This is a genomic window from Glaesserella parasuis (genome assembly GCF_002015085.1).
Taxonomy (GTDB): domain Bacteria; phylum Pseudomonadota; class Gammaproteobacteria; order Enterobacterales; family Pasteurellaceae; genus Glaesserella; species Glaesserella parasuis.
The window spans coordinates 1-20,592 of sequence record NZ_MUXW01000020.1 but is presented as its reverse complement, the minus strand read 5'-3'; the positions used below and the strand labels follow the sequence as shown (position 1 = coordinate 20,592).

18 protein-coding genes and 1 pseudogene are annotated in these 20,592 nt (G+C 35.9%); 7 read left to right on the top strand and 12 right to left on the bottom strand.

Annotated features, from left to right (window positions below):
• Window positions 1-3: 3 nt before the first annotated feature.
• The 11 genes from B0183_RS06580 to B0183_RS06530 all read right to left on the bottom strand — a co-directional run bounded on the left by B0183_RS06580 (window position 4) and on the right by B0183_RS06530 (window position 10,016).
• Window positions 4-1,161: a polysaccharide export protein gene (locus tag B0183_RS06580; RefSeq protein WP_035523896.1), complete on the bottom strand. Its 1,158-nt coding sequence runs from the start codon at window positions 1,159-1,161 to the stop codon at window positions 4-6.
• A gap of 124 nt (window positions 1,162-1,285) precedes the next feature.
• Window positions 1,286-2,413, bottom strand: a complete 1,128-nt coding sequence (locus tag B0183_RS06575) for a sugar transferase (RefSeq protein ID WP_234802043.1) — start codon at window positions 2,411-2,413, stop codon at window positions 1,286-1,288.
• Window positions 2,414-2,560: 147 nt separating this feature from the next.
• Entirely contained in the window at window positions 2,561-3,313 is a 753-nt protein-coding gene (locus B0183_RS06570) for a glycosyltransferase family 2 protein (RefSeq protein ID WP_035493560.1), read from the bottom strand.
• Window position 3,314: 1 nt separating this feature from the next.
• Window positions 3,315-4,001 carry a glycosyltransferase family 25 protein gene (locus B0183_RS06565; protein ID WP_078208542.1) on the bottom strand — a complete coding sequence of 229 codons (687 nt, stop codon included), beginning with the start codon at window positions 3,999-4,001 and terminating at the stop codon, window positions 3,315-3,317.
• The gene (locus tag B0183_RS06560) at window positions 3,977-5,050 is read right to left on the bottom strand and encodes a glycosyltransferase (RefSeq protein WP_051621642.1); all 1,074 of its coding nucleotides are present in this window, start codon (window positions 5,048-5,050) and stop codon (window positions 3,977-3,979) included. The genes B0183_RS06565 and B0183_RS06560 overlap by 25 nt, the downstream gene beginning before the upstream one ends.
• Complete coding sequence (locus tag B0183_RS06555; RefSeq protein ID WP_035519708.1) at window positions 5,050-6,144, bottom strand: hypothetical protein; 1,095 nt, start codon at window positions 6,142-6,144, stop codon at window positions 5,050-5,052. The genes B0183_RS06560 and B0183_RS06555 overlap by 1 nt, the downstream gene beginning before the upstream one ends.
• Window positions 6,141-7,079: a glycosyltransferase family 52 gene (locus B0183_RS06550; protein ID WP_035519706.1), complete on the bottom strand. Its 939-nt coding sequence runs from the start codon at window positions 7,077-7,079 to the stop codon at window positions 6,141-6,143. The genes B0183_RS06555 and B0183_RS06550 overlap by 4 nt, the downstream gene beginning before the upstream one ends.
• On the bottom strand, window positions 7,054-8,277 hold the full coding sequence (locus B0183_RS06545) for a flippase (protein WP_078208541.1): 1,224 nt from the start codon (window positions 8,275-8,277) through the stop codon (window positions 7,054-7,056). The genes B0183_RS06550 and B0183_RS06545 overlap by 26 nt, the downstream gene beginning before the upstream one ends.
• Entirely contained in the window at window positions 8,264-8,944 is a 681-nt protein-coding gene (locus tag B0183_RS06540) for an acylneuraminate cytidylyltransferase family protein (RefSeq protein ID WP_010785910.1), read from the bottom strand. The genes B0183_RS06545 and B0183_RS06540 overlap by 14 nt, the downstream gene beginning before the upstream one ends.
• Before the next feature lie 163 nt (window positions 8,945-9,107).
• Window positions 9,108-9,689, bottom strand: a complete 582-nt coding sequence (locus B0183_RS06535; protein WP_005713681.1) for a Uma2 family endonuclease — start codon at window positions 9,687-9,689, stop codon at window positions 9,108-9,110.
• Window positions 9,690-9,740: 51 nt separating this feature from the next.
• The gene (locus tag B0183_RS06530; RefSeq protein WP_026917133.1) at window positions 9,741-10,016 is read right to left on the bottom strand and encodes a YfcZ/YiiS family protein; all 276 of its coding nucleotides are present in this window, start codon (window positions 10,014-10,016) and stop codon (window positions 9,741-9,743) included.
• Between the two features lie 282 nt (window positions 10,017-10,298).
• Here B0183_RS06530 and B0183_RS06525 point away from each other — a divergent pair, with 282 nt between their 5' ends.
• The 3 genes from B0183_RS06525 (at window position 10,299) to metC (ending at window position 13,394) form a co-directional block, all read left to right on the top strand.
• Complete coding sequence (locus B0183_RS06525) at window positions 10,299-11,576, top strand: outer membrane protein transport protein (protein WP_078208540.1); 1,278 nt, start codon at window positions 10,299-10,301, stop codon at window positions 11,574-11,576.
• Window positions 11,577-11,643: 67 nt separating this feature from the next.
• Complete coding sequence (locus B0183_RS06520) at window positions 11,644-12,207, top strand: methylated-DNA--[protein]-cysteine S-methyltransferase (protein ID WP_016528215.1); 564 nt, start codon at window positions 11,644-11,646, stop codon at window positions 12,205-12,207.
• A complete protein-coding gene (metC, locus tag B0183_RS06515; protein ID WP_010785914.1) occupies window positions 12,204-13,394 on the top strand; it encodes a cystathionine beta-lyase in 1,191 nt (396 codons plus the stop codon). The genes B0183_RS06520 and metC overlap by 4 nt, the downstream gene beginning before the upstream one ends.
• Before the next feature lie 75 nt (window positions 13,395-13,469).
• Here metC and purH read toward each other — a convergent pair whose 3' ends face one another.
• Entirely contained in the window at window positions 13,470-15,068 is a 1,599-nt protein-coding gene (gene purH, locus B0183_RS06510) for a bifunctional phosphoribosylaminoimidazolecarboxamide formyltransferase/IMP cyclohydrolase (protein WP_078208539.1), read from the bottom strand.
• 241 nt (window positions 15,069-15,309) lie between these two features.
• Here purH and B0183_RS06505 point away from each other — a divergent pair, with 241 nt between their 5' ends.
• From B0183_RS06505 to B0183_RS13200, 4 genes and pseudogenes are all read left to right on the top strand, one after another.
• Entirely contained in the window at window positions 15,310-15,891 is a 582-nt protein-coding gene (locus B0183_RS06505; RefSeq protein ID WP_021115681.1) for a TetR/AcrR family transcriptional regulator, read from the top strand.
• Window positions 15,892-15,913: 22 nt separating this feature from the next.
• Entirely contained in the window at window positions 15,914-17,119 is a 1,206-nt protein-coding gene (locus tag B0183_RS06500; protein ID WP_075630567.1) for an efflux RND transporter periplasmic adaptor subunit, read from the top strand.
• 11 nt (window positions 17,120-17,130) lie between these two features.
• Window positions 17,131-20,220 carry an efflux RND transporter permease subunit gene (locus B0183_RS06495; RefSeq protein WP_016528221.1) on the top strand — a complete coding sequence of 1,030 codons (3,090 nt, stop codon included), beginning with the start codon at window positions 17,131-17,133 and terminating at the stop codon, window positions 20,218-20,220.
• A gap of 261 nt (window positions 20,221-20,481) precedes the next feature.
• A pseudogene (locus B0183_RS13200) lies at window positions 20,482-20,592 on the top strand (IS256 family transposase, variant Zn-binding type); the annotation flags it as partial.

Here is a 20,592-nt window from a genome sequence, read left to right as displayed (position 1 = left end):
TAATTACCAATTCCTCACTCTTAAGATAGACTCTGTTAGATTATTGAAACCAGATAATGATGGAACAACATGGGCAATCACTCTATTCCAACGAGTTGCTGGCGCTGTTGTCACATAAACAATGTCATAAGGTTTTAAATAAAACTCTGTTCCTAATACATAGGAAGTTGCATTAGTCAAATCCAATTGATAAATATCTGCAATCTTATCTGTTTTTTCAGCTTCATTTGAAACCGTTGACTTATTTACATCACGTTGACCACGAATAACAAAAATACCCGTTGCATCTGCAGATAATTTATCAATTCCCCCACTCTGAGCAATTGCTTCGGTTAACGTCATACCATAATGAGTAATTTTCAACATCTGAGGTTTTGACACTTCCCCCACAATAAACACCTTATTCGCATCATTGCGTGGAATATGAACCACATCGCCATCAGATAACAAACGATTCTGCGTTAAATTACCAAATTGAATCAATTCTGCTAAAGAGACTTTCTCCTCTTTACCATGACGAGTAATAGTCACATTATGCCAGTCAGCATTTTCAGACAAACCGCCAGCTTTATTCACTGCATCTAATAAAGTTAATGGAACATTAGTTAAAAACTGCTGGCCAGGATTTTTAATTTCCCCTGTTACATAAGCTTTCTTAGATTGATATGCTGCAACAGTCACTTCAATTTGAGGATCGGTAACATAGGCAGATAGCTGCTTCGCCAATTTATCTCTCACCTGATTAACCGTTAGTCCTACAACCTCAACTTTTCCGACATAAGGGTAAAAAATCGTTCCATTGGCATGGACTTGGTTACCTGATTCAGCAGCTGAACGATAAGCACCTGCAGGTGTTGTCAACTCTGGGTGATCCCACACTGTCACATTTAACACGTCGCCTACACCAATTTTATATTGATAACTTTTCAATTGTTGTTCTAATCGAGCATTAACTTTAGCCACAGATACACGAGGCGCTAATTGCTTAACCAAAGACGGGGTAATTAAATAAGCATCAACAGCTTTAGCAATATCTACTTTTTCTCCTCTTACTTTTACATTTGAATTAATAGGAGATTGTGTCGTAGGATAAACTGTAGCACATCCAGATAAAGATAAAGCAATTCCGGTGGCGATAAGAGCTTGAGTTAGTTTACGCATAGTTTGTTCCTTATTTATATAATTAATAGAAGTCTATTATAACAAGTGGTTTGATTTTGTAAAAATTCTCAATAATGTAGAGTGTTTGTTACTTAAGGTTTTATGTATTAGTTTATATCGTTGCCTACCTTGCACCAAATCCAGTGAGCATTGTTTTAATTGTCTTGAAAACAATGAGAATATCTAACCAAATAGAAAAATTCTTAATATAATATAAATCATATTGTAGCTTTATTTTTGTGTCATTTACGTCGGCAGTATAGCCTTGAATTACTTGTGCCCAACCTGAAATACCTGGTTTTACAATATGTCGATAGTTATAAAAAGGAATTTCTTTAATAAACTTATCTACAAATACTTTCTGTTCTGGCCGTGGCCCTATTAAACTCATGTCCCCTTTTAATACATTAAAAAATTGCGGCAATTCATCAATACGCGTTTTGCGAATAAATTTCCCTACCTTTGTTATACGCATATCATTTGTTGTGGCAAATTTTGCACCATCTTTTTCAGAATCTTGACACATACTTCTGAATTTATAAAGATTAAATTCTTTCCTGCCTTGACCTACACGTTTTTGTATAAAAAGAACATTTCCTTTACTTTCTAAGCGAATAGCAATTGCTGTGATAAGCATAATACAAATAGTAATTGGTAAAGTGACTAATACAGCAATGACATCAATGACTCTTTTAATGATCTGATAAATTCCTGATGGTTGAAGAGTTCCTAAGTCATTTTCATAAAAATAACGAGATCTAACACGACCTGTTAATGATTCCTCTAAATTTTTAGCGTTATATATTTTGATATTCATTAACGCAGTTTCAGCTAAAAATTTCTGCCACTCTTCTGCTAGATCTTCTGAATAAAGATCGACAACAATTGCATCATAAGTTTTTTCTGATAAATCTGGTTTTTCTAATTTTATCCAATCTACGGTGGTGATTTTTTCTAAATTCTGTATGTTACCTAAGGGGATAATGGCAATACGTTTTTTTGAAAACCGTATCGTAATAAAATATAGAATGAAACCTGAAAGCAAGCTCATAAAAAAACTAGAAATAAGCAATAGAGAGGAGTAGTTTAATCTAAAAATAGCTAAGAATAAAATAAGACATCCATAAACTGAGATAACAGAACTAGGAATAAACCCGACAGAACGGTTACCAGGATAACGCATCAATATTATAAATAGCGCTAAAATAATGAATTGACTAATGATTAATGGAATAATAAATTTACCATCCACATTTACCCCTAATAACATGATAGGAAATATAACGTCCAATATGAACATTACTATCATCTGAAAAAAATATATTGGGGAGTAATTTATTAAGTAAATTAACATATCTCTGTAGACTATTCACTAATTTTTCCTTCTCAATTGTGACAATTACATATGTTTTACAATTCCATTCATTGCATAATGAATAAAATAATAAACAGATTTTAATGTACTTAGTTTTAATATATTTCTATATATACTCCATTGCCATTTAGCTGCTTTGTATTTATTAGAGGACAATGATCCTTGATAAACTTGGTGATGACAGAGTATACTATTACTTACGACTTTATGAGCTTTATAACCTAAATTTAAAATACTTAACCAGAAAATATAATCCTCATGACCATGATTAACAAACCTAATATTTTTAGCTATATCAGACTTAAACATACAAGTAAGGTTTCCAATCACATTAGATTTTAATAAACGTTGAAAATTACACTCATTTGGAGAAATTATTTTTTTAACAAACCCAAGGTTAGCATTCACTTGATTATAATCCATATATGATATATATAAATTATTCTTAGTCATGAAATCCAATTGAACCCATAATTTATTTTCCAACCAAATATCATCAGAATCTAAGAAACAAATATAATCTCCTGTTGCTAAATCTAATCCTTTATTTCTAGATGATGATACACCTTCATTTTTATCATTTATTATATAAAGAATATCTAACTTAGACTCTTTAATGAAAGAGACAATAATATCATTCGTGGAATCATTAGAAGCATCATTAACTACAATCCATTCAAAATTCTTAAAAGTCTGACAACAAAGAGAGTTATATACATCATACAAGAATTTTTCAGAATTATAACAAGGGGTTATAATTGAGACTTTATTATTCATGTTATTTCCTTTCACACTCTATTCTAGAATTAGATAAATCTTCAGGATGAGAAAAAATCTTACAATATGTAAAACCTTTGATACTAGATTGAATAGCAAGATTCCCCCAATCATCTGCTAAATAACAAAACTTTTTATGTACATGATACAATCTTTCCACAACAGCTCTAGAAACCAAATAACTACACGTTCGATATAAAAAGAATCCATAAAAAGGGGAATTAAGAATTTTTATATTTTCTCGAAAAAGAAACTCTAGCACTCTAGGTCTTTTCAACCCCTCCTGTCCCCCCAGAATATTAATATAGTCACTATAATTTTGATTAATAATACTCTCCAATAGAAAAAATAAATTACTATTTATAGTTACATCATCTTCTAGAACTAATAACCATTCCTTATCACTATTTAAAAAATCACGATACACGGAAAAATGACTTAACGTACATCCTAATTCACTTGGAGTGATATATCCTCTATTCTTAGCTCTACCTCTTAACCTCCTAAGATATTTAAAGTATTTCATAGACAATAAATCTCTTCCATCAATAGCATCAAAAAAAGAGAAATTCATGACTTCTTTTAACTCGTTAATAATATGTTGTCTTTTTTCTATTTCATCTTTTAATGAAATTACTTTAACTAATACAGTATCCTCTACAATCATGATTTTAAAACCATCTCCCATTGCTTTAGAAATGAAAATGTTGAAAATTTAGACAAATACACACTATAAGCCTCTTCTGAAAACTTTTTGTATGTTTCTTTATTTTGTATATAGTCTACCATTGCTTTTTGTAACTCTAAAACATTATTAGGGGAAATCAATCTAGCGGTTTTTCCATCAACTAGAATTTCTGTACATCCTCCAACATTAGTAGATATAATAGGAATCTTTAATGACATAGCCTCTAATAAAATCATTGGAAAGGCTTCGCTTAATGAAGGAGATATCATACAATCTATTTTAGAATAAAACTGTTGCGGATTAACTTCTCCCATAAATATAACCGAATCACTTATATCTAAATCTTTTGCCAACTGCTCTAATTCTTTTCTCTTATACCCATCTCCCGCAAATACTAATTTAGTATTAGGATATACTTTATGAATAACACTAAAAGCTTTTATTAAATTACGATTACCTTTCTTTTCTATAAGTCTACCTATTCTACCAAAAAAGATTATATTAGGATCAGATTCATTGACTACATTCATTGCCTCAATACCTGTATAAATCTTCACTGTTTTCTTATATAAATTCCCATATAATCTAGTATTAGAAACAGTGATATCATTCAAAGCAATAAATAAAAATAATTTTTTATCAAACTTATATGAAATTACTCTTTTTAAAGTATGTAATACACCTATACGATAAGGTTTATATATTAACCATTCTTCATTACTATGCCCAATTACAATGATCTTCTCATGCGAGATAAAATTAGAAAAAACTCCTATCTCTGATAAGCCATTTAAAATTACAAAATCATATTGGTGCTCCCGTAAAATTTTTCTGATTAAAAAGATACATTTTAGCGCTGCTATATGTTGATTTTTTGCCATAATAAGTTTTTTATTATTACATTCTAAATTTTTGAACAAACGCTCATTGGATACAATAAATTCTGTAAAAAAACCTAATTGGTTAAGTATATTATTTAATTGTAATAGGTAACTTTCTCCTCCTCCATAAACTAAGGCAGGAGAAACAATCAAAATTTTTTTATTCACTAATATCTCCTTAGATTATTAGGTTTATACGTAGCTATAATACTCATGACAAACCAGAAAATAGGTTGCATATAATCAAATTTGAGCATTCCTAATGCAACAAATAAAACCGCAGAAAGAATGGATATTGAAAATAACTTTTTTAAAAAAATGTAATAAAATATCACAGTTATAGGTATCCCAAAAGAGAATATTAAATTAAAAAACAACCCTGCATCCCTTATATTTGAATGGTACAATGTATAATTGCCCAATTGAATTGGGATTTCTGACATATAAATACCATGACCAATCAATAAATTCACCCAATTACTTTCTAATAAAAAATAAATTATAAGGCTCCTAAAAGAAATTGCATCATAATCATCATAAGATAGCCTATATTCTAGAATTATATATCCGATATATAAAACAATACAACCTAATAATAAATAAAGTATGCTATTTTTTTTAAAACTTCCTGATAATATACTAAAAAAATAAACAGGAATAAATACTAATATTGATGTGAATGATAATGTAATCGCTGGAGATAATATTAGATATTTTTTAGATATATTATCTTCCAAAACAAAATATAAACATATCAAATATGCTATAGTAGAAGATGCATTTGATGGTTCAATTGACAACCCTGTAGCTCTAATCATCCCCAAACTAGAAATAGTATTACTACCAATCCTACTATGATATTCTCCCAAAGTAATAATATTGTGGAAATCAAGATATATTTTAAATGTAAAAAATAAGATATATTGCAAAATAATAATTGCTATGTAAAAATAGATAAAGTACTCTATAGCTTTTATATAATAAACTCTTTCAAATCCTAAAAATATCTTAGCAAAGATAACAGCAATACAAAAATACAAAAAAGAAATTAAATATAGTTTATCATTGCTATCTTCAAAAAATTCCCATCCGATAATTAAATACCCAATAAAAATAATGTAAATACAACATTCAGAAAGGGAATATCTCAATAATAACCTTTTCCCACCTAACAAAATTAACGCCGAAAATATTATTGTTAACAAACCAAAGTTTATAATAGATACACCTAGTATAAACAAAAAGGGCATTACTATATTCATATTAAATCCGTTGGAATTTTCATTTTAATAATCTGCTGAGAATCTAAATATTTAGAAGCAACAAAAGTATGGTTATCATCTCCTAACCCAGAGCTAGAAAATAAAGATATTCCTTTAAGGAAGCTATAATTAGGATATATTAACCCCAAAAATTCTGATGGAATATCCTTATCTAAAAATAATAAATTTTTATATTCGCTCAATAACTCCTCATAGTTTATACTATCTCTTGGATGAGGTTTCAATAATATAAACTCATTGACAGATAAATTCCTTATGGAATCTCTTATGATTCTTAAATATATATTAATATGCTCTTCTCTGGAGATAAATCCATCTTGATATAGCGGTTGTGTATATATAACAAACTTAACATTATCTAGCAAAGTATGATCAACGCCAAACAACTTACTAATAATACAACTTAGTCTCTGCATATAAGGACGTTCTAGAATAGATATAGGAATAGTTACAACCTTATTCAAAATATCACTAGGGATTATATTTCTGCCAGTCAGAATAATTTTTTTACAGAAGACGCTTCGACCTAACCCCAACCATTTTCTATATATAATACTGTATATAACCCCTCGTTTAGGTCCTAAATTTGCATAATTACCATACCCATCTTCAATTAGAACGTATGGTTTAGCTAGCAAATTAGATATAAATAAATGATCATGACCAATGCATTCAGAATATTTATATCTAATAAAAAAACTAAATATACTAGATATTAAAATATATTTTAAATAACTTAAAATTCCTTTTGGATAAGGAATATAAAATACATCAACGCCTAATTTTAATAGTTTCTCTCTTATCTTTTTAGATATCCCATCACTAACTACAAAAGTTACATTTTTATGACCAAACAAAATCATTGAATATACTAATCCAAACATAGAATTAACAATTATTAATTTTTTTTTCATTTTTAAAATCCCTATTACTAGATTTACCTAGAACATACAAAATGATTACACTACTTAAAACACTCGCCCAAGGTATATAGCTAATCTCCGTAAACATTAACCCACCTAGTGCAATCAAATAAATCCCTGTCGATAAAACAGAGCAATATGAAATCTGTTTTGTTTTTCCGTGATAGAACGGATAATTTACTAAAAATAAATAGGGAATAATCAAACTTGTTGAAAGCAAGAATAGTGCCACATAGTATTTCACTCCCTGAAACTGCTCACCTAACAACCATAAAAATAGTTGTTCGGGAATTAATAGTGTTATCAATGAAGGTATTGGTACAATAAACAATGAATACATTGCCCATTTTTGTAAATGTTTTAATGTTACGGTGCCTTGTTTTAATCTTTCAAATAAATAAGGAACTAATGCTTTGTTTACTGCCAAAATAACCACAGATAAAATACTCGCAATTTGCGCCCCCATCGCATACAAACCAAGATCAGCTTCGCTAAATCTGTGATAAATAAAGATTCTATCTAGTTGCCCTTTTATAAAGAAACTTCCGTGATGAAATATCATTGGAAATCCGAAAGCAATTACATACCATAATGCGAGTTTATATTGTGCGATGCTAAAAATTTTAGTCGCTGTTTTTCGTTTATAAATAATATAAGCTAGAACAGCAATAAAAATATTGCTACATAGTACTGCAATAATACGCTTTTCTGCCAACGCGGTTTCATAGATTTCCAATATTAATACTGTAAATACTGCATTGGTTATTGCTGAGCCTAATTGAATCAGTGTATAAGGAAACGCTTGTTTTTGACATTGCCTTATACTAAGTTGTACTGCAAGAAATACTTGAAATATGCTACTTAATACTAAATAAAACATAATTTCAGATTTTGCTATCCAACAGGCGATTAGCCCTAAAGCTCCTATCGTAATAGTATAAGCATACCCCGTTGTTACCACTAAATCTAAAGAACGTTTTCCATATCGATAAAAATAGCGAGCGACAGCGCCTTCTTGGCTTAACCCAATAAAAATAACAAATAGTGCTAAAAATGTTTGATAATAAGAGAGTTCTCCAAATCCTTCTACACCTAATTTTCTAGATAAATAGGGCAGTAAAAGAAAAGGAATTGATTTTGAAACTAACTCTCCAAATAGATAGATTGCACTATCTTTAATAACTTTCATTGTTTACCAAACTTTCCGCAAGTTGCAGATCCAATGTTGTATCAATATCAATAGAGCGGTAACTTGGCATTAAATAAAACTTCACTTCGGGAATAAAGAAATTTTTTTCTTTTAATAAACTTGCGGTATCGTTGATGTAAATTGCGCCATTTGCTCTATAAGCTTTAGGTAATGACTGACGAGGAGCTTCAAAATCACTTAATTGATTAATAGGTAGAATTTTGTGATTTTCGTCCAAAATGAAAGATTTATACGGGTGGTGTTCACATTCACATGCTGACACGACTGATTTGCAATTTCCTGCCAAGAATAATTCCATGGCATTACGAATATCCAAACCTGAACGCAATGGGCTGGTAGGTTGAAAGTGTGCAGTGACACCCTCTGTTAATCCAAGCGTTGTAACACAATGTAAAATAGTATCAATTGTTCTAGTATCACTTTGAGCCAATTCAGCAGGGCGACGAAATGGTATTGCTCCATATTTTTCTGCTTCGGCAAGAATTTTATCACCATCTGAGGTTACAATAATTTCATCAAAAGATTCAGATTCTTGAGCGGCTAAAATGGCTCGCCCAACTAGAGATATTCCTCCAACAAGTTGTAGGTTCTTATCTTTGATTCCTTTTGAACCAGCTCTTGCTGGGATAATGGCTACTTTTTTCATATTTATCTCCTTTACATGGTCCCATCCCCCATAAATGGGGGAAGAATTTTTATCTTCAGACTACATTACTTTTTTAATACTTCCCCCGTTTACGGGGGAAGGTGCCCGAAGGGCGGATGGGGGAAATATCTTTGCATATTTGTATACATCCCCCTAATCTCAATCACAACTCATACAACCCACTCGTATCAAAACTCAACGCTGGAAATTTTATTGATGTAACTACATCGCCTTCCACGACAGGTTGCACGCCTATGTAGCGTCCGTTTTCTAGCACATAAATTTGGATATGTTGTTCTTCAGGGCGGACTATCCAATATTCACTTACGCCTTGTTCTTGATAGAGTTCGTATTTGTCTTTCATCTCTCTTTTTGAATTACCAGGGGAGAGAATTTCAACGATTAGATCTGGCGCGCCAATACAGCCTTTTTCGTCCAATTTATTCGGGTCACAAATAACACACAAATCGGGTTGCACTACCGTTTTGATTTTGCCATTGCTGTCTGGAAAACGAACATCAAAGGGAGCGACATATAATTCACACTGATGACTATCAAAAACATCTAAGAATGCTTTTGTTAATTTCATCGAAATCCGTTGATGTAATCGATTAGGTGCTGGCGACATTGCCATTATTTTGCCTTTGATAATTTCAACGCGCTCTTGAAATTTCCATTTTAAATAATCGCCATAGCTATAACTGCCATTTAAATCTAATTGGCTAAGACTTGTGATTTCATTCATATTAAGCTCCGAATTGCCTAGCTGTTTATGTGAGTTTTATCTAGCGCTTCGCTATCTTATTCCCAACTCAAAAATCATTGATTCAACTTGGTAGCTAAACTTGAAACAAGCGGTAAGTTGGAAGCCATTTTCTGTAGAAATAATTTCACTGCTAATCTCACAAGGCTCAGATTCTGTTGATCGAGCTTTACTGGTTAAAAATGCTAAAGCATCTTCAGCTTCTGCTTTAGTAGTGTAAAGTTGAGTAAAATTTACAGCACAATCACTGTTATCAATAATAGTTCCCACATCAATAGAACAGCAGGAACTTGAATTACATTCGGACATATTTTACCTCTCGAAACTGGCAAACTGTATTCTTATACCATTGATTATACTACCTTTTTCCAACAACAACAACAACAACAATTTTTAGTTTAAAAAACATCCATTTTAAGATGTCATCTTTTTATTTGACTGGTCGGAACTCTTTGTATTTTAGAGGAATTTTATTGCGACCGATGATTAAGCTACGTAGAATGACAATATATTTTCATTTCAGTTCTTTAATTTATTTTTTACGTGAAATAAATTAATTTTGATACAGTCGATTCTATAAAGGATTACCTAATGAATAAATTTACTAAAACAGCTCTTGCTTCTATCTTTACTTTTTCTGCAGCTGGTGCTTCTGCGGCAGCGTTCCAATTAGCTGAAGTGTCAACTTCTGGTTTGGGTATGGCGTATGCAGGTAATGCGGCAGTTGCAGATAACGCTTCTGTTGTGGCAACAAACCCAGCATTAATGACCAAATTCAAACAAGTAGAAATTTCTGCAGGTGGGGTTTATGTTGATGCCGATGTTGATGTTGAAGGTTCTTTTAAAGGTTCTTTTAATAGAACAGTAAATGGAAGAGCGATTCCATCATCAGCAACAGGAAATGCAAATGCAAAAGACATTATTCCAAGTGCAATTGTCCCTAATTTATATGTTGTTGCCCCAATCTCTGAGCGTTTTGCTGTGGGTGGCGGTGTTAATGTTAATTATGGCTTAAAATCAGAATTTGAGAAAACCTATAGTGCTGGCGTATTAGCAGGTAAAACAAAACTTAGTGCGGTAAACTATAACTTCAGCAGTGCTTATGATCTTGGCTACGGATTTAGCTTTGGTGCTGGCTTAAATGCAGTACATGCAAAAGCAACATTAGAGCGCCATTTTGGTGCTTTAAATCCTATGGCACCGACAGCGACAGCAAGTCGATTAAAAGACGATAAATGGGGCTTTAGTTGGAATGTGGGCTTAACCTATGATATTAATGAAAACAACCGTCTTGGTGTTGCATACCATTCTCCAGTGGATTTACGTTTCAAAGGGAAATATGTGGGTACTCAAAGTGCCAATGTTGAAATTCCAGGTCGCTTAAACCTTGAGTTACCAGCATATTGGGAAATCTCAGGTTATCATAAACTTACTGAGAAATTGGCTGTACAATATAGCTATAAAAAGACACATTGGAATAGCTTCCGAGAACTTCGTGCAACAGATAACAACGGTAGAGTATTGTTACAAAAAGATAAGAAGTTCAATAATAACTCTCGCATTGCGTTAGGCGTGTCTTATGATGTGATTGAGGCATTAACATTACGTGCAGGTATTGCTTATGATGAAAGTGCAAGCGTGGCACATCCATCTATCTCAATCCCTGATACATATCGTACATGGTACACTTTAGGTGCAACTTATCGCTTTACCCCGAATTTATCTGTTGACCTCTCTTATGCACATTTGCGTGGTAGCAAAAATACCTTTACTGAGAGCCAAGTTACAGCAGTTACAAGTGCAGTGGGTGAATTTAAAGTTAAATCAACTGCTAACCTTTACGGCTTAAACGTAAACTACAAATTCTAATTTTCATTTGATGTAACCTCAAAGGCGTGTACACTAAGTGACACGCCTTTTGTTTTAGGATAATCCTATGAAATTTCAGATATTCTATCAATTTTATGATTCGCCAGTGGGGAAATTGCTTCTTATTGCAAACCAAACAGGTTTACTTGGCATTGAATTTGAACAAGAGCAACAAACACTTAACTTTCAACAATGGAAAAGTTCAGAACAGGCAAGCGGTGAAATTCAACAACTATTTTGCAAAACAGTGCAAGTATTAAACCGCTATTTTTCAGGGGAAAACGTGGCGTTTTGTCAGCTAGATTTTTTAAACCCTCAGGGTACTGCTTTTCAGCAAGCTGTTTGGAAAATATTGCTTGAGATTCCTTATGGTAAAACGGTAAGCTACGGAGATATTGCCAAGCAGTTAAATAATCCTAACGCCGTTAGGGCTGTTGGAGGAGCTGTTGGACGCAACCCGATTTCGATTTTAATACCTTGCCACCGAGTGTTAGGCAAAACGCAAGCGCTTACTGGTTTTGGTGGTGGGCTTCCCGCTAAACGTTATCTACTTGAATTAGAAGGTATTTCTTATCAAAATAAAGGCACTGAATTTGTAAACCCAAAACATAAAAAATGGACATCAATATGACAAAGCACAACTTAGCAACTCAACTTGTTCACGCAGGGCGAAAAAAACGTTACACCCAAGGTTCTGTAAATAGCGTTATTCAACGAGCCTCTTCCCTTGTATTTGATTCTGTTGCAGACAAAAAAGAAGCCACCAAAAACCGCTATAAAGGGGCTTTATTTTACGGCAGACGTGGCACACTAACTCATTTTGCTCTACAAGATGCAATGTGTGAACTAGAAAATGGAGCTGGTTGCTACCTTTACCCTTGCGGTGCAGCGGCGGTCAGTAATGCGATTTTATCCTTTGTACAACCAGGCGATCACGTTCTGATGACTGGAGCAGCCTATGAACCAACGCAAGATTTTTGTCGTATCGTATTAAAGAAAATGGGGGTTTCAACCTCTTTCTATGATCCATTAATGGCGGAAGGAATTGCAACGCTAATTCAGCCGAATACCAAAGTGCTTTTTCTCGAATCGCCAAGTTCACTGACAATGGAAGTTCCTGATATTCCAACGATTGTTCGTACTGCAAGAGCAATCAACCCTGAAATTGTGATTATGATTGACAATACTTGGTCTGCAGGCATTCTTTTTCCAGCTCTTGAACACGGCATTGATATTTCAATCCAAGCAGGAACAAAATACCTTGTGGGGCATTCTGACACAATGATTGGTACTGCCGTTTCAAATGCTCGTTGTTGGGATCAGCTACGCGAACACTCTTATTTAATGGGGCAAATGGTTGATGCTGATTCTGCCTATGTCACCGCTCGTGGCTTACGCACCTTAGGTATTCGCTTAAAACAACACGAAGAAAGTAGTCTTATTGTGGCTCAATGGCTGGCTCAACGCTCTGAAGTCAAAGCGGTTTATCACCCTGCGCTACCTAGCTGTCCAGGAAACACATATTTTAAACGTGATTTTAAAGGTTCAAGCGGTCTATTTTCCTTTGAACTTTGCAAAACCTTATCTGATGAAGAGCTTGCGAATTTTCTCGACCATTTTGAGGTTTTCTCAATGGCATATTCTTGGGGTGGATTTGAGTCGTTAATTTTGGCTAATCAACCTAAAGAGATTGAACGTATTCGCCCAGCCATTGAACGTAAATTAACAGGGACGCTGATTCGTGTTCATATTGGTTTGGAAGATGTGAAAGATTTGATTGCTGATCTTGAAGCAGGGTTTGAGCGAATTACATCGTAAATATCTTCAGAATATATTTGTTTTCATACCTTCCCCCGCTTACGGAGGAAGGTTCCCAAAAGGCTGATAGGGATTTCAATGACGGAAATGACGCATTCCCGTTAATACCATCGCCATTCCGTGTTCGTTGGCAGCATCAATTACTTCTTGATCTCGCATTGAGCCACCTGGGTGGATAACGCAAGTAATACCGACTTTTGCCGCGGCATCAATGCCGTCACGGAATGGGAAGAAGGCATCAGATGCCATTACACAGTCTGCCACTTGTAAGCCTTCGTCTTCTGCTTTGATCCCTGCGATTTTCGCGGAATACACTCGGCTCATTTGTCCCGCACCGATACCAATCGTTTGTTTATTTTTCGCATAGACAATCGCATTGGATTTAACGTATTTCGCCACTTTCCAGCAGAAGAGTAAATCGTCTAATTCTTCTTGGGTTGGTTTGCGTTCAGATACAAATTGTAAATCTTCAACAGCAACTTGTCCTTGGTCGGCATCTTGGACTAGTAAGCCACCATTGACACGTTTGAAGTCTAAACGTGGTTGTGCTTCGCTAAATTCGCCACACGCTAATACACGAACGTTTTTCTTTTTCGCTAAGGCTTCTTTGGCTGCTTCAGAGATGGTTGGGGCGATGATCACTTCGACAAACTGGCGATCTACGATTGTTTGTGCCGTTTCGCCGTCTAATTCACGGTTAAAGGCGATAATGCCACCAAAGGCAGAAGTTGGGTCGGTTTGGTAAGCTCGGTTGTAGGCTTCTAAAATATCTTTGCCAAGAGCGACACCGCAAGGGTTGGCGTGTTTAACGATCACACAAGCTGGCTCGTTAAATTCTTTAACACATTCAAGGGCTGCGTCCGTGTCTGCAATGTTGTTGTAGGAAAGCGCTTTGCCTTGTAGTTGAACTGCGGTTGCCACAGACGCTTCTTTCAGTTCGTTTTCGACATAGAATGCGGCATTTTGGTGGCTGTTTTCACCGTAACGCATTGTCTGTTTACGGGTGAAATTTAAGTTTAATGTGCGTGGGAACTGTCCGCAGACTTGGGTAATATCTTCTTCCTCAGCACCTTGATATGGCGGTACTTTTTGTCCGAAGTAGTTGGCAATCATTGAGTCGTATTGAGCGGTGTGTTCAAAGGCTTTGATTGCAAGGTTGAAACGGGTTTCTAAGGTGAGTGAGTTTTGGTTTTGATCCATTTCAGCAAGAATAGCGTTAAAGTCGTTGTTATTGACGACAATCGCAACATCTTTATGATTTTTCGCCGCAGAACGCACCATTGTAGGTCCGCCAATGTCGATATTTTCTACCGCATCTTCAAGAGTGCAGTTCGGTTTAGCAACGGTGGCGACAAATGGGTAGAGATTAACCACGACCATATCAATTCGTTCAATGCTGTGTTGTGCCATAATTTCATCGTCTGTGCCTCGGCGACCTAAGATCCCACCGTGTACTTTCGGGTGTAGGGTTTTAACACGTCCATCCATCATTTCTGGGAAGCCTGTGTAGTCCGATACTTCGGTTACAGGTAAACCGTTGTCTGCGAGTAATTTTGCTGTTCCGCCGGTTGAGAGTAGTTTTACACCACGTTGAACTAAGCCTTGAGCAAATTCGACAATGCCTGTTTTGTCAGACACACTTAATAATACTTGTTGGATTGGACGATGAGCCATTATGGGTTCCTTTGTATTTGAATAAAAATAATGTAGGGACACCACGCTTGGTGTCCTTTGAATATGTATATAAGATTGAATTAAGTGGACGCCAGGCGTGGCGTCCCTACTTGATCATAGGGATGATTATAACGCAACCGTTTGCGCAAATCTATGATTTACAAAACTTAAACTTTAAATTTTGCGAAAATCTTTTTTTCTCAGTAGAATGAACGAACGTTCAGTAACTTGAGTTGTTTTTATGTTTAAGGATATTTTGCCTCAAAATGAGGTGGCAATGTGTATTCTCAATGCAACAGATAGGTTGATGGCAAAAGAAGGGGTTCAAAACCTTTCGACCCACAAAATTGCAAAAGAAGCTGGGGTATCTGTGGGTACGATCTATCTTTATTTTAAGGATAAAGAGACTTTGCTTAATCAGCTTGTGTTGTATTTGTTTAATACGTTTCATTCTGCGGTAGATCGGGAATATGATCCTGATTTGCCTCTGTTTGAGCAATATAAAAAATTGTGGAATGCAACTTGGCAGTTTATGTTGGATAACCCTAATATTGTTAAAAATATGCATCAGTACGAGTCGCTACCACAATTTCAAGCGACAATGGTGGAATGTTTGAATGCAGATTGGGTGACGTGGAATAAATTTGTCAAGCAGGGGCAATCGCAAAATATTATTGCGAACTTACCGCCTTTTGTTTTACTTGCAATTAGTATGAAAACAGCGTGGGAGTTGATGTATCAGCAGTTAATGTTAAATCAACCTTATGCTCAAGAGATGCTTGAAGAAGTGATTATCCGTACTTGGAAAGCGATTACGATTTAATCAAAATTGATATGGAGAAAATATGATAATAAATATGAAAAAGACAACGAAGGGTAAGCAGTTTGCTATTGTTGTGACCTTATTGGTTGTGCTTATCGTGTTTGGTGGTGTTGTTGGTATGCAACAGTTTATTTCGATGAAAAAGGCTGAAGCTGCGGCGAATATGCCTGAGCCTGTGAGCAATGTAACAGTGATGACCGTTAAAAATAGAGAATGGACACCTGTTATTTCTGCGGTTGGTTCTATTCGTCCGAATCAAGGGGCTATGTTAAGTTCACAGGCGGCTGGCACGGTCACTAAAGTTTTGGTGAAGTCTGGCGATAAAGTGAAAAAAGGTCAGCTATTAGTTGAAATTGATAGCAGTGCGGAACAAGCCAGTTTGAAAGCGACAGAAGCTCAGTTATCGACAGCGAGAGCAAACTATAATCGCTATCGTAACTTAGTAGCGTCAAGCAGTGCTTCAAAAGCGGAATTTGATAATGCCAAAGCAACTTATGAGCAACTTGTGGCGACTATTGAGGCGACAAAAGCTCAGATTGAGCGTCGTCAAATTTATGCGCCTTTCGACGGTGAAGCGGGTATTGTGAATGTGAATGTAGGGCAATATGTGACGATTGGCACAGGAATTGTGCGTGTGGAAGATCAGTCTGCGATGAAAATTCGTTTTACCTTACCTCAGACTAACTTAGAAGATATTTTTGTTGGGCAAAAAGTGACCGCAACCATTGATGCTCTACCTGCTCGTACTTTCCCTGCGAAAATTACCGCTATCGATCCTGCGGTGGATACATCAACTGGTTTGATTAATCTTGAAGCAGTGGTCACAGAAGGGCAAGATAAGTTGCTTTCAGGTATGTTTGCTCGCTTAAATGTTGCATTACCAACCTTATACGATCAGGTTGTTGTGCCACAAATTGCGGTTACTTATACAATGTATGGCGAAACTGTTTATGTGCTTCAACCATTATCTGATGAAGATAAGGAAAAAGTGACTAAAATGACTGAAATGAACAAAAGTTTAGACATCAATAAAATCTATCGTGCTAAACAGATGGAAGTTACGACGGCTGAACGCAGTGGAGTCTATTCTCATTTGAGCAAAGGCTTAAAAGCCGGTGATGTGATTGTCACTGGTGGCTTACAACGTTTAAAAAATAACGCCTTAATTCAAATTTCTGATGTGCAACCTGTTGGGGTTATTGCACCAGCGACAAAAACAAAACTGTAATGGGGTAAGCTGTGAAATTTACCGACATTTTTATCAAACGCCCCGTACTTGCTATCTGTATTAGCCTATTGATTACAATCTTAGGCTTACAGTCTATTAGCAAGCTACAAGTGCGTGAATATCCTGAGATGACGATCTCAATTGTTACTGTGAGTGTTAATTATGCGGGTGCAGATGCAAGTTTAATGCAAGCTCTTGTTACGTCACAAATTGAAGAAGCTGTTGCACAGGCAGATAACATCGACTATATGACTTCATCAAGTTCACCAAGTACTACGACGGTAACGGCAAAGATGAAGTTAAATACCAATCCTCAAGAGGCGTTATCGGATATTTCTTCTAAAGTAAATGCAATTCGTGGAAGCTTGCCTAGTGGCATTGATGATCCTGCGATCAGCGTATCATCGGGATCAAATGATGCGTTTATGTATATTCGTTTTACCTCTGATGATCTTTCATCTCCACAAGTTACGGACTACCTAAATCGCGTGGTGAAACCGCAATTTTTTACGATCAATGGGGTGTCTAGCGTTGGTATCTTTGGTGGTTCAACCTTTGGCTTACGCATTTGGTTAGATCCAGATAGAATGGCTGGCTATAACCTTTCAGGTGCGAATGTGTTATCGGCATTAAGTGCAAATAACCTTTCGACGGCGGCAGGCAGTGCAAATGGTTATTACACTGTCTATAAAAACAAGGTGTTATCGACAACTCCAACGGTAGAAGAGCTGGCAAATATTACTGTGGCAACCAAAGCAGATGGTATGCAAATTAAGTTAAAAGATATTGCGACCGTTGAACTGAATAAATCTTCAGATAATGCTCGAGCCACAGCAAATGGCAAAGATGCAGTGGTGATTGCTGTTGAGTCTGCAGCAACGGCAAACAAATTAACCGTTGCCAAAAATATCTATCCGTTATTTGCACAAATTGAGAAGAATCTGCCCGCTTCCATTAAAGCTGAGATTTTGTATGACAGCACTATTGCGATTAATAGCTCTATTTCTGAGGTAATTAAAACCATTGGTGAAGCAACAATCATTGTGCTTATTGTGATTATCCTATTCTTAGGTTCACTCCGTGCGATGATTATCCCTGTTATCACTATCCCGATTTCATTGATTGGGGTGTTATTCTTATTACAGATGCTTGGGTTCTCGATCAACTTGCTCACCTTGCTAGGATTGATTTTGGCAATTGGTTTGGTGGTAGATGATGCGATTGTGGTATTGGAAAATGTAGAGCGTCACGTTAAAGAGGGCAAAACGCCTTTCGATGCGGCAATTATTGGGACGCGTGAGATTGCATTGCCTGTCATTTCAATGACCATTACTCTTGCGGCGGTATATTCACCGATGGCATTAATGGAAGGGGTTACAGGATCTCTGTTTAAAGAGTTTGCTTTAACCCTTGCTGGTGCTGTATTTATTTCGGGGATTGCAGCATTAACCCTTTCGCCGATGATGTCTAGCCGTGTGTTAAAAGAACATAAAGAGGGTGAAGAAGGGCGTTTAGTCAAATGCATTCACGCTATGTTAGATAAGATGACAAGCTGTTATCAAAATATGCTTTCAGCAGTGATGGCAGTGCGTGGCTTTATGCTGTTCTTTGCGATTGCTATTTTTGCGAGCTTACCGTTCTTGTTTACTTCATTGTCTAGTGAGGTTGCACCTTCTGAAGACCGTGGTGTTGTGGTTGCTTTTGGATCTGGTCCTGCAAATACTAACTTGGACTATACGCAGGAAGTGATGAAACCTTTTAATGAGAAAGTGGTTAAATTGCCTGAGGTTCACGGCGCAATGTCGATTGCAGGCTTTAACGGTGGCAACAGTTCATTGTCGATTATCTCTTTAAAAGATTGGTCTGAACGTAGCAAATCGCAGTTTGAAGTGAAAGACATTGTTGCAGGTATGGCAAAACAAGTGGTTGGTATGGATATTAACGCCGTTGCTTTCCCTGAAATTCAGACAGGTGAAAGTGGGCTGCCGTTCTCACTGGTTATTACGACTGCAGATAGCTATGAAAAACTTGCAGAAGTCGCCAGTGAAATTTTAGCCAAAGCACAAGCGTCAGGGCAATTTTTCTTCGCTAACTTAGACCTTAAATTTAACACGGCAACGATGAAGATGAAGTTTGACCGTGAGAAAATGGGGACTTATGGCGTAACGATGCAACAGGTGAGTGGCACTTTAGGTTCGTTCTTGTCAGGGGCTATAGTTACTCGTGTTGATATTGATTCCAGAGCTTATCCGATTGTATCGCAAGCGGTGAGAAATGACCGATTAAATCCAGAGGATTTAATGAACTACTATGTGACAACAGCGAGCGGACAATCTATCCCATTGGGTTCTTTTGTCACAATGGAATTAAGTACAGAACCAGCTTCCCTCAGCCGAATGAACCAGCTTAACTCGGCAACAATTGGCGGTGTGGTGTCGGGTTCTATTGGTGATGCCGTAAAATGGGCTGAAGCTGAGTTAGCTCGCTCCTTGCCATCAGGCTATCAATATGATTTTAAAGCTGAATCTCGTCAATATATCCAAGAGGGTAACGCATTAATGTTTACCTTTGTGCTGGCAGTTGTGATGATTTATATCGTCTTAGCTATTCAGTTTGAATCGTGGCGTGATCCGTTGGTGATTTTAGTTTCTGTTCCGCTAGCAATCAGTGGGGCGTTATTGGTGATGAATATTTTGGGTATTATGAAAGTATCAGGTGCAACCTTGAATATTTATTCTCAAGTCGGCTTAATCACCCTCGTAGGCTTGATAACAAAACACGGTATCTTGATGTGTGAAGTGGCAAAAGAAGAGCAGTTGCTTCACGGAAAATCTCGCCGTGATGCTATTTTCCACGCTGCAACTATCCGCTTGCGTCCGATTATGATGACGACTGCCGCGATGATCGCAGGTCTTATTCCTCTGCTTTATGCTTCAGGGGCAGGTGCGATTGCTCGCTTTAGTATTGGTATGGTGATTGTCGCAGGTTTAGCTATCGGTACACTCTTTACACTGTTTGTATTGCCTGTGATCTATACCTATTTAGGTAGTGAGCATAAGCCGTTGAGAGAGTTTGATGAAGCGAAATATGCTAAGGATTAAACTTTAATTCCTGATGTAGCGGTAAAATTAATAAGCAACTCGGTAAGGGTTGCTTATTTTTTTGATAGTGCAGTAGCCAAGACATAGCGACATAGTAAAAAGGTTAAAGCCTGATGAAGCTTTAACCTTTTTTAATAAAAGATGTAATTTATTGGTGTAATAGACAAATTTGTTGCTAAAAAGTGGTTTAAAGTCTTATAGTACAAGGCTTTAAGCCCTCTTTTTGAAATATGAACAAAAAACTGCCCATTTTGCCAAAGTCTGAAAATAAAGAAACATGATATACAAAATAATACTCAACGTTATTTTTGTAATGAATGTTATAAAACGTTTATCTTAAAATCTAAATTAGATTCAATTAAAATTTGGACT

Bases quoted from the DNA above. Each gene is read 5' to 3' on its own strand.
- B0183_RS06500 (WP_075630567.1), top strand. From the start codon at position 15,914: ATGATAATAAATATGAAAAAGACAACGAAGGGTAAGCAGTTTGCTATT.
- B0183_RS06580 (WP_035523896.1), bottom strand. From the start codon at position 1,161: ATGCGTAAACTAACTCAAGCTCTTATCGCCACCGGAATTGCTTTATCT.
- B0183_RS06505 (WP_021115681.1), top strand. From the start codon at position 15,310: ATGTTTAAGGATATTTTGCCTCAAAATGAGGTGGCAATGTGTATTCTC.
- B0183_RS06550 (WP_035519706.1), bottom strand. From the start codon at position 7,079: ATGAAAAAAAAATTAATAATTGTTAATTCTATGTTTGGATTAGTATAT.
- purH (WP_078208539.1), bottom strand. From the start codon at position 15,068: ATGGCTCATCGTCCAATCCAACAAGTATTATTAAGTGTGTCTGACAAA.
- B0183_RS06535 (WP_005713681.1), bottom strand. From the start codon at position 9,689: ATGAATGAAATCACAAGTCTTAGCCAATTAGATTTAAATGGCAGTTAT.
- B0183_RS06525 (WP_078208540.1), top strand. From the start codon at position 10,299: ATGAATAAATTTACTAAAACAGCTCTTGCTTCTATCTTTACTTTTTCT.
- B0183_RS06530 (WP_026917133.1), bottom strand. From the start codon at position 10,016: ATGTCCGAATGTAATTCAAGTTCCTGCTGTTCTATTGATGTGGGAACT.
- metC (WP_010785914.1), top strand. From the start codon at position 12,204: ATGACAAAGCACAACTTAGCAACTCAACTTGTTCACGCAGGGCGAAAA.
- B0183_RS06540 (WP_010785910.1), bottom strand. From the start codon at position 8,944: ATGAAAAAAGTAGCCATTATCCCAGCAAGAGCTGGTTCAAAAGGAATC.
- B0183_RS06570 (WP_035493560.1), bottom strand. From the start codon at position 3,313: ATGAATAATAAAGTCTCAATTATAACCCCTTGTTATAATTCTGAAAAA.
- B0183_RS06545 (WP_078208541.1), bottom strand. From the start codon at position 8,277: ATGAAAGTTATTAAAGATAGTGCAATCTATCTATTTGGAGAGTTAGTT.
- B0183_RS06555 (WP_035519708.1), bottom strand. From the start codon at position 6,144: ATGAATATAGTAATGCCCTTTTTGTTTATACTAGGTGTATCTATTATA.
- B0183_RS06565 (WP_078208542.1), bottom strand. From the start codon at position 4,001: ATGGGAGATGGTTTTAAAATCATGATTGTAGAGGATACTGTATTAGTT.
- B0183_RS06520 (WP_016528215.1), top strand. From the start codon at position 11,644: ATGAAATTTCAGATATTCTATCAATTTTATGATTCGCCAGTGGGGAAA.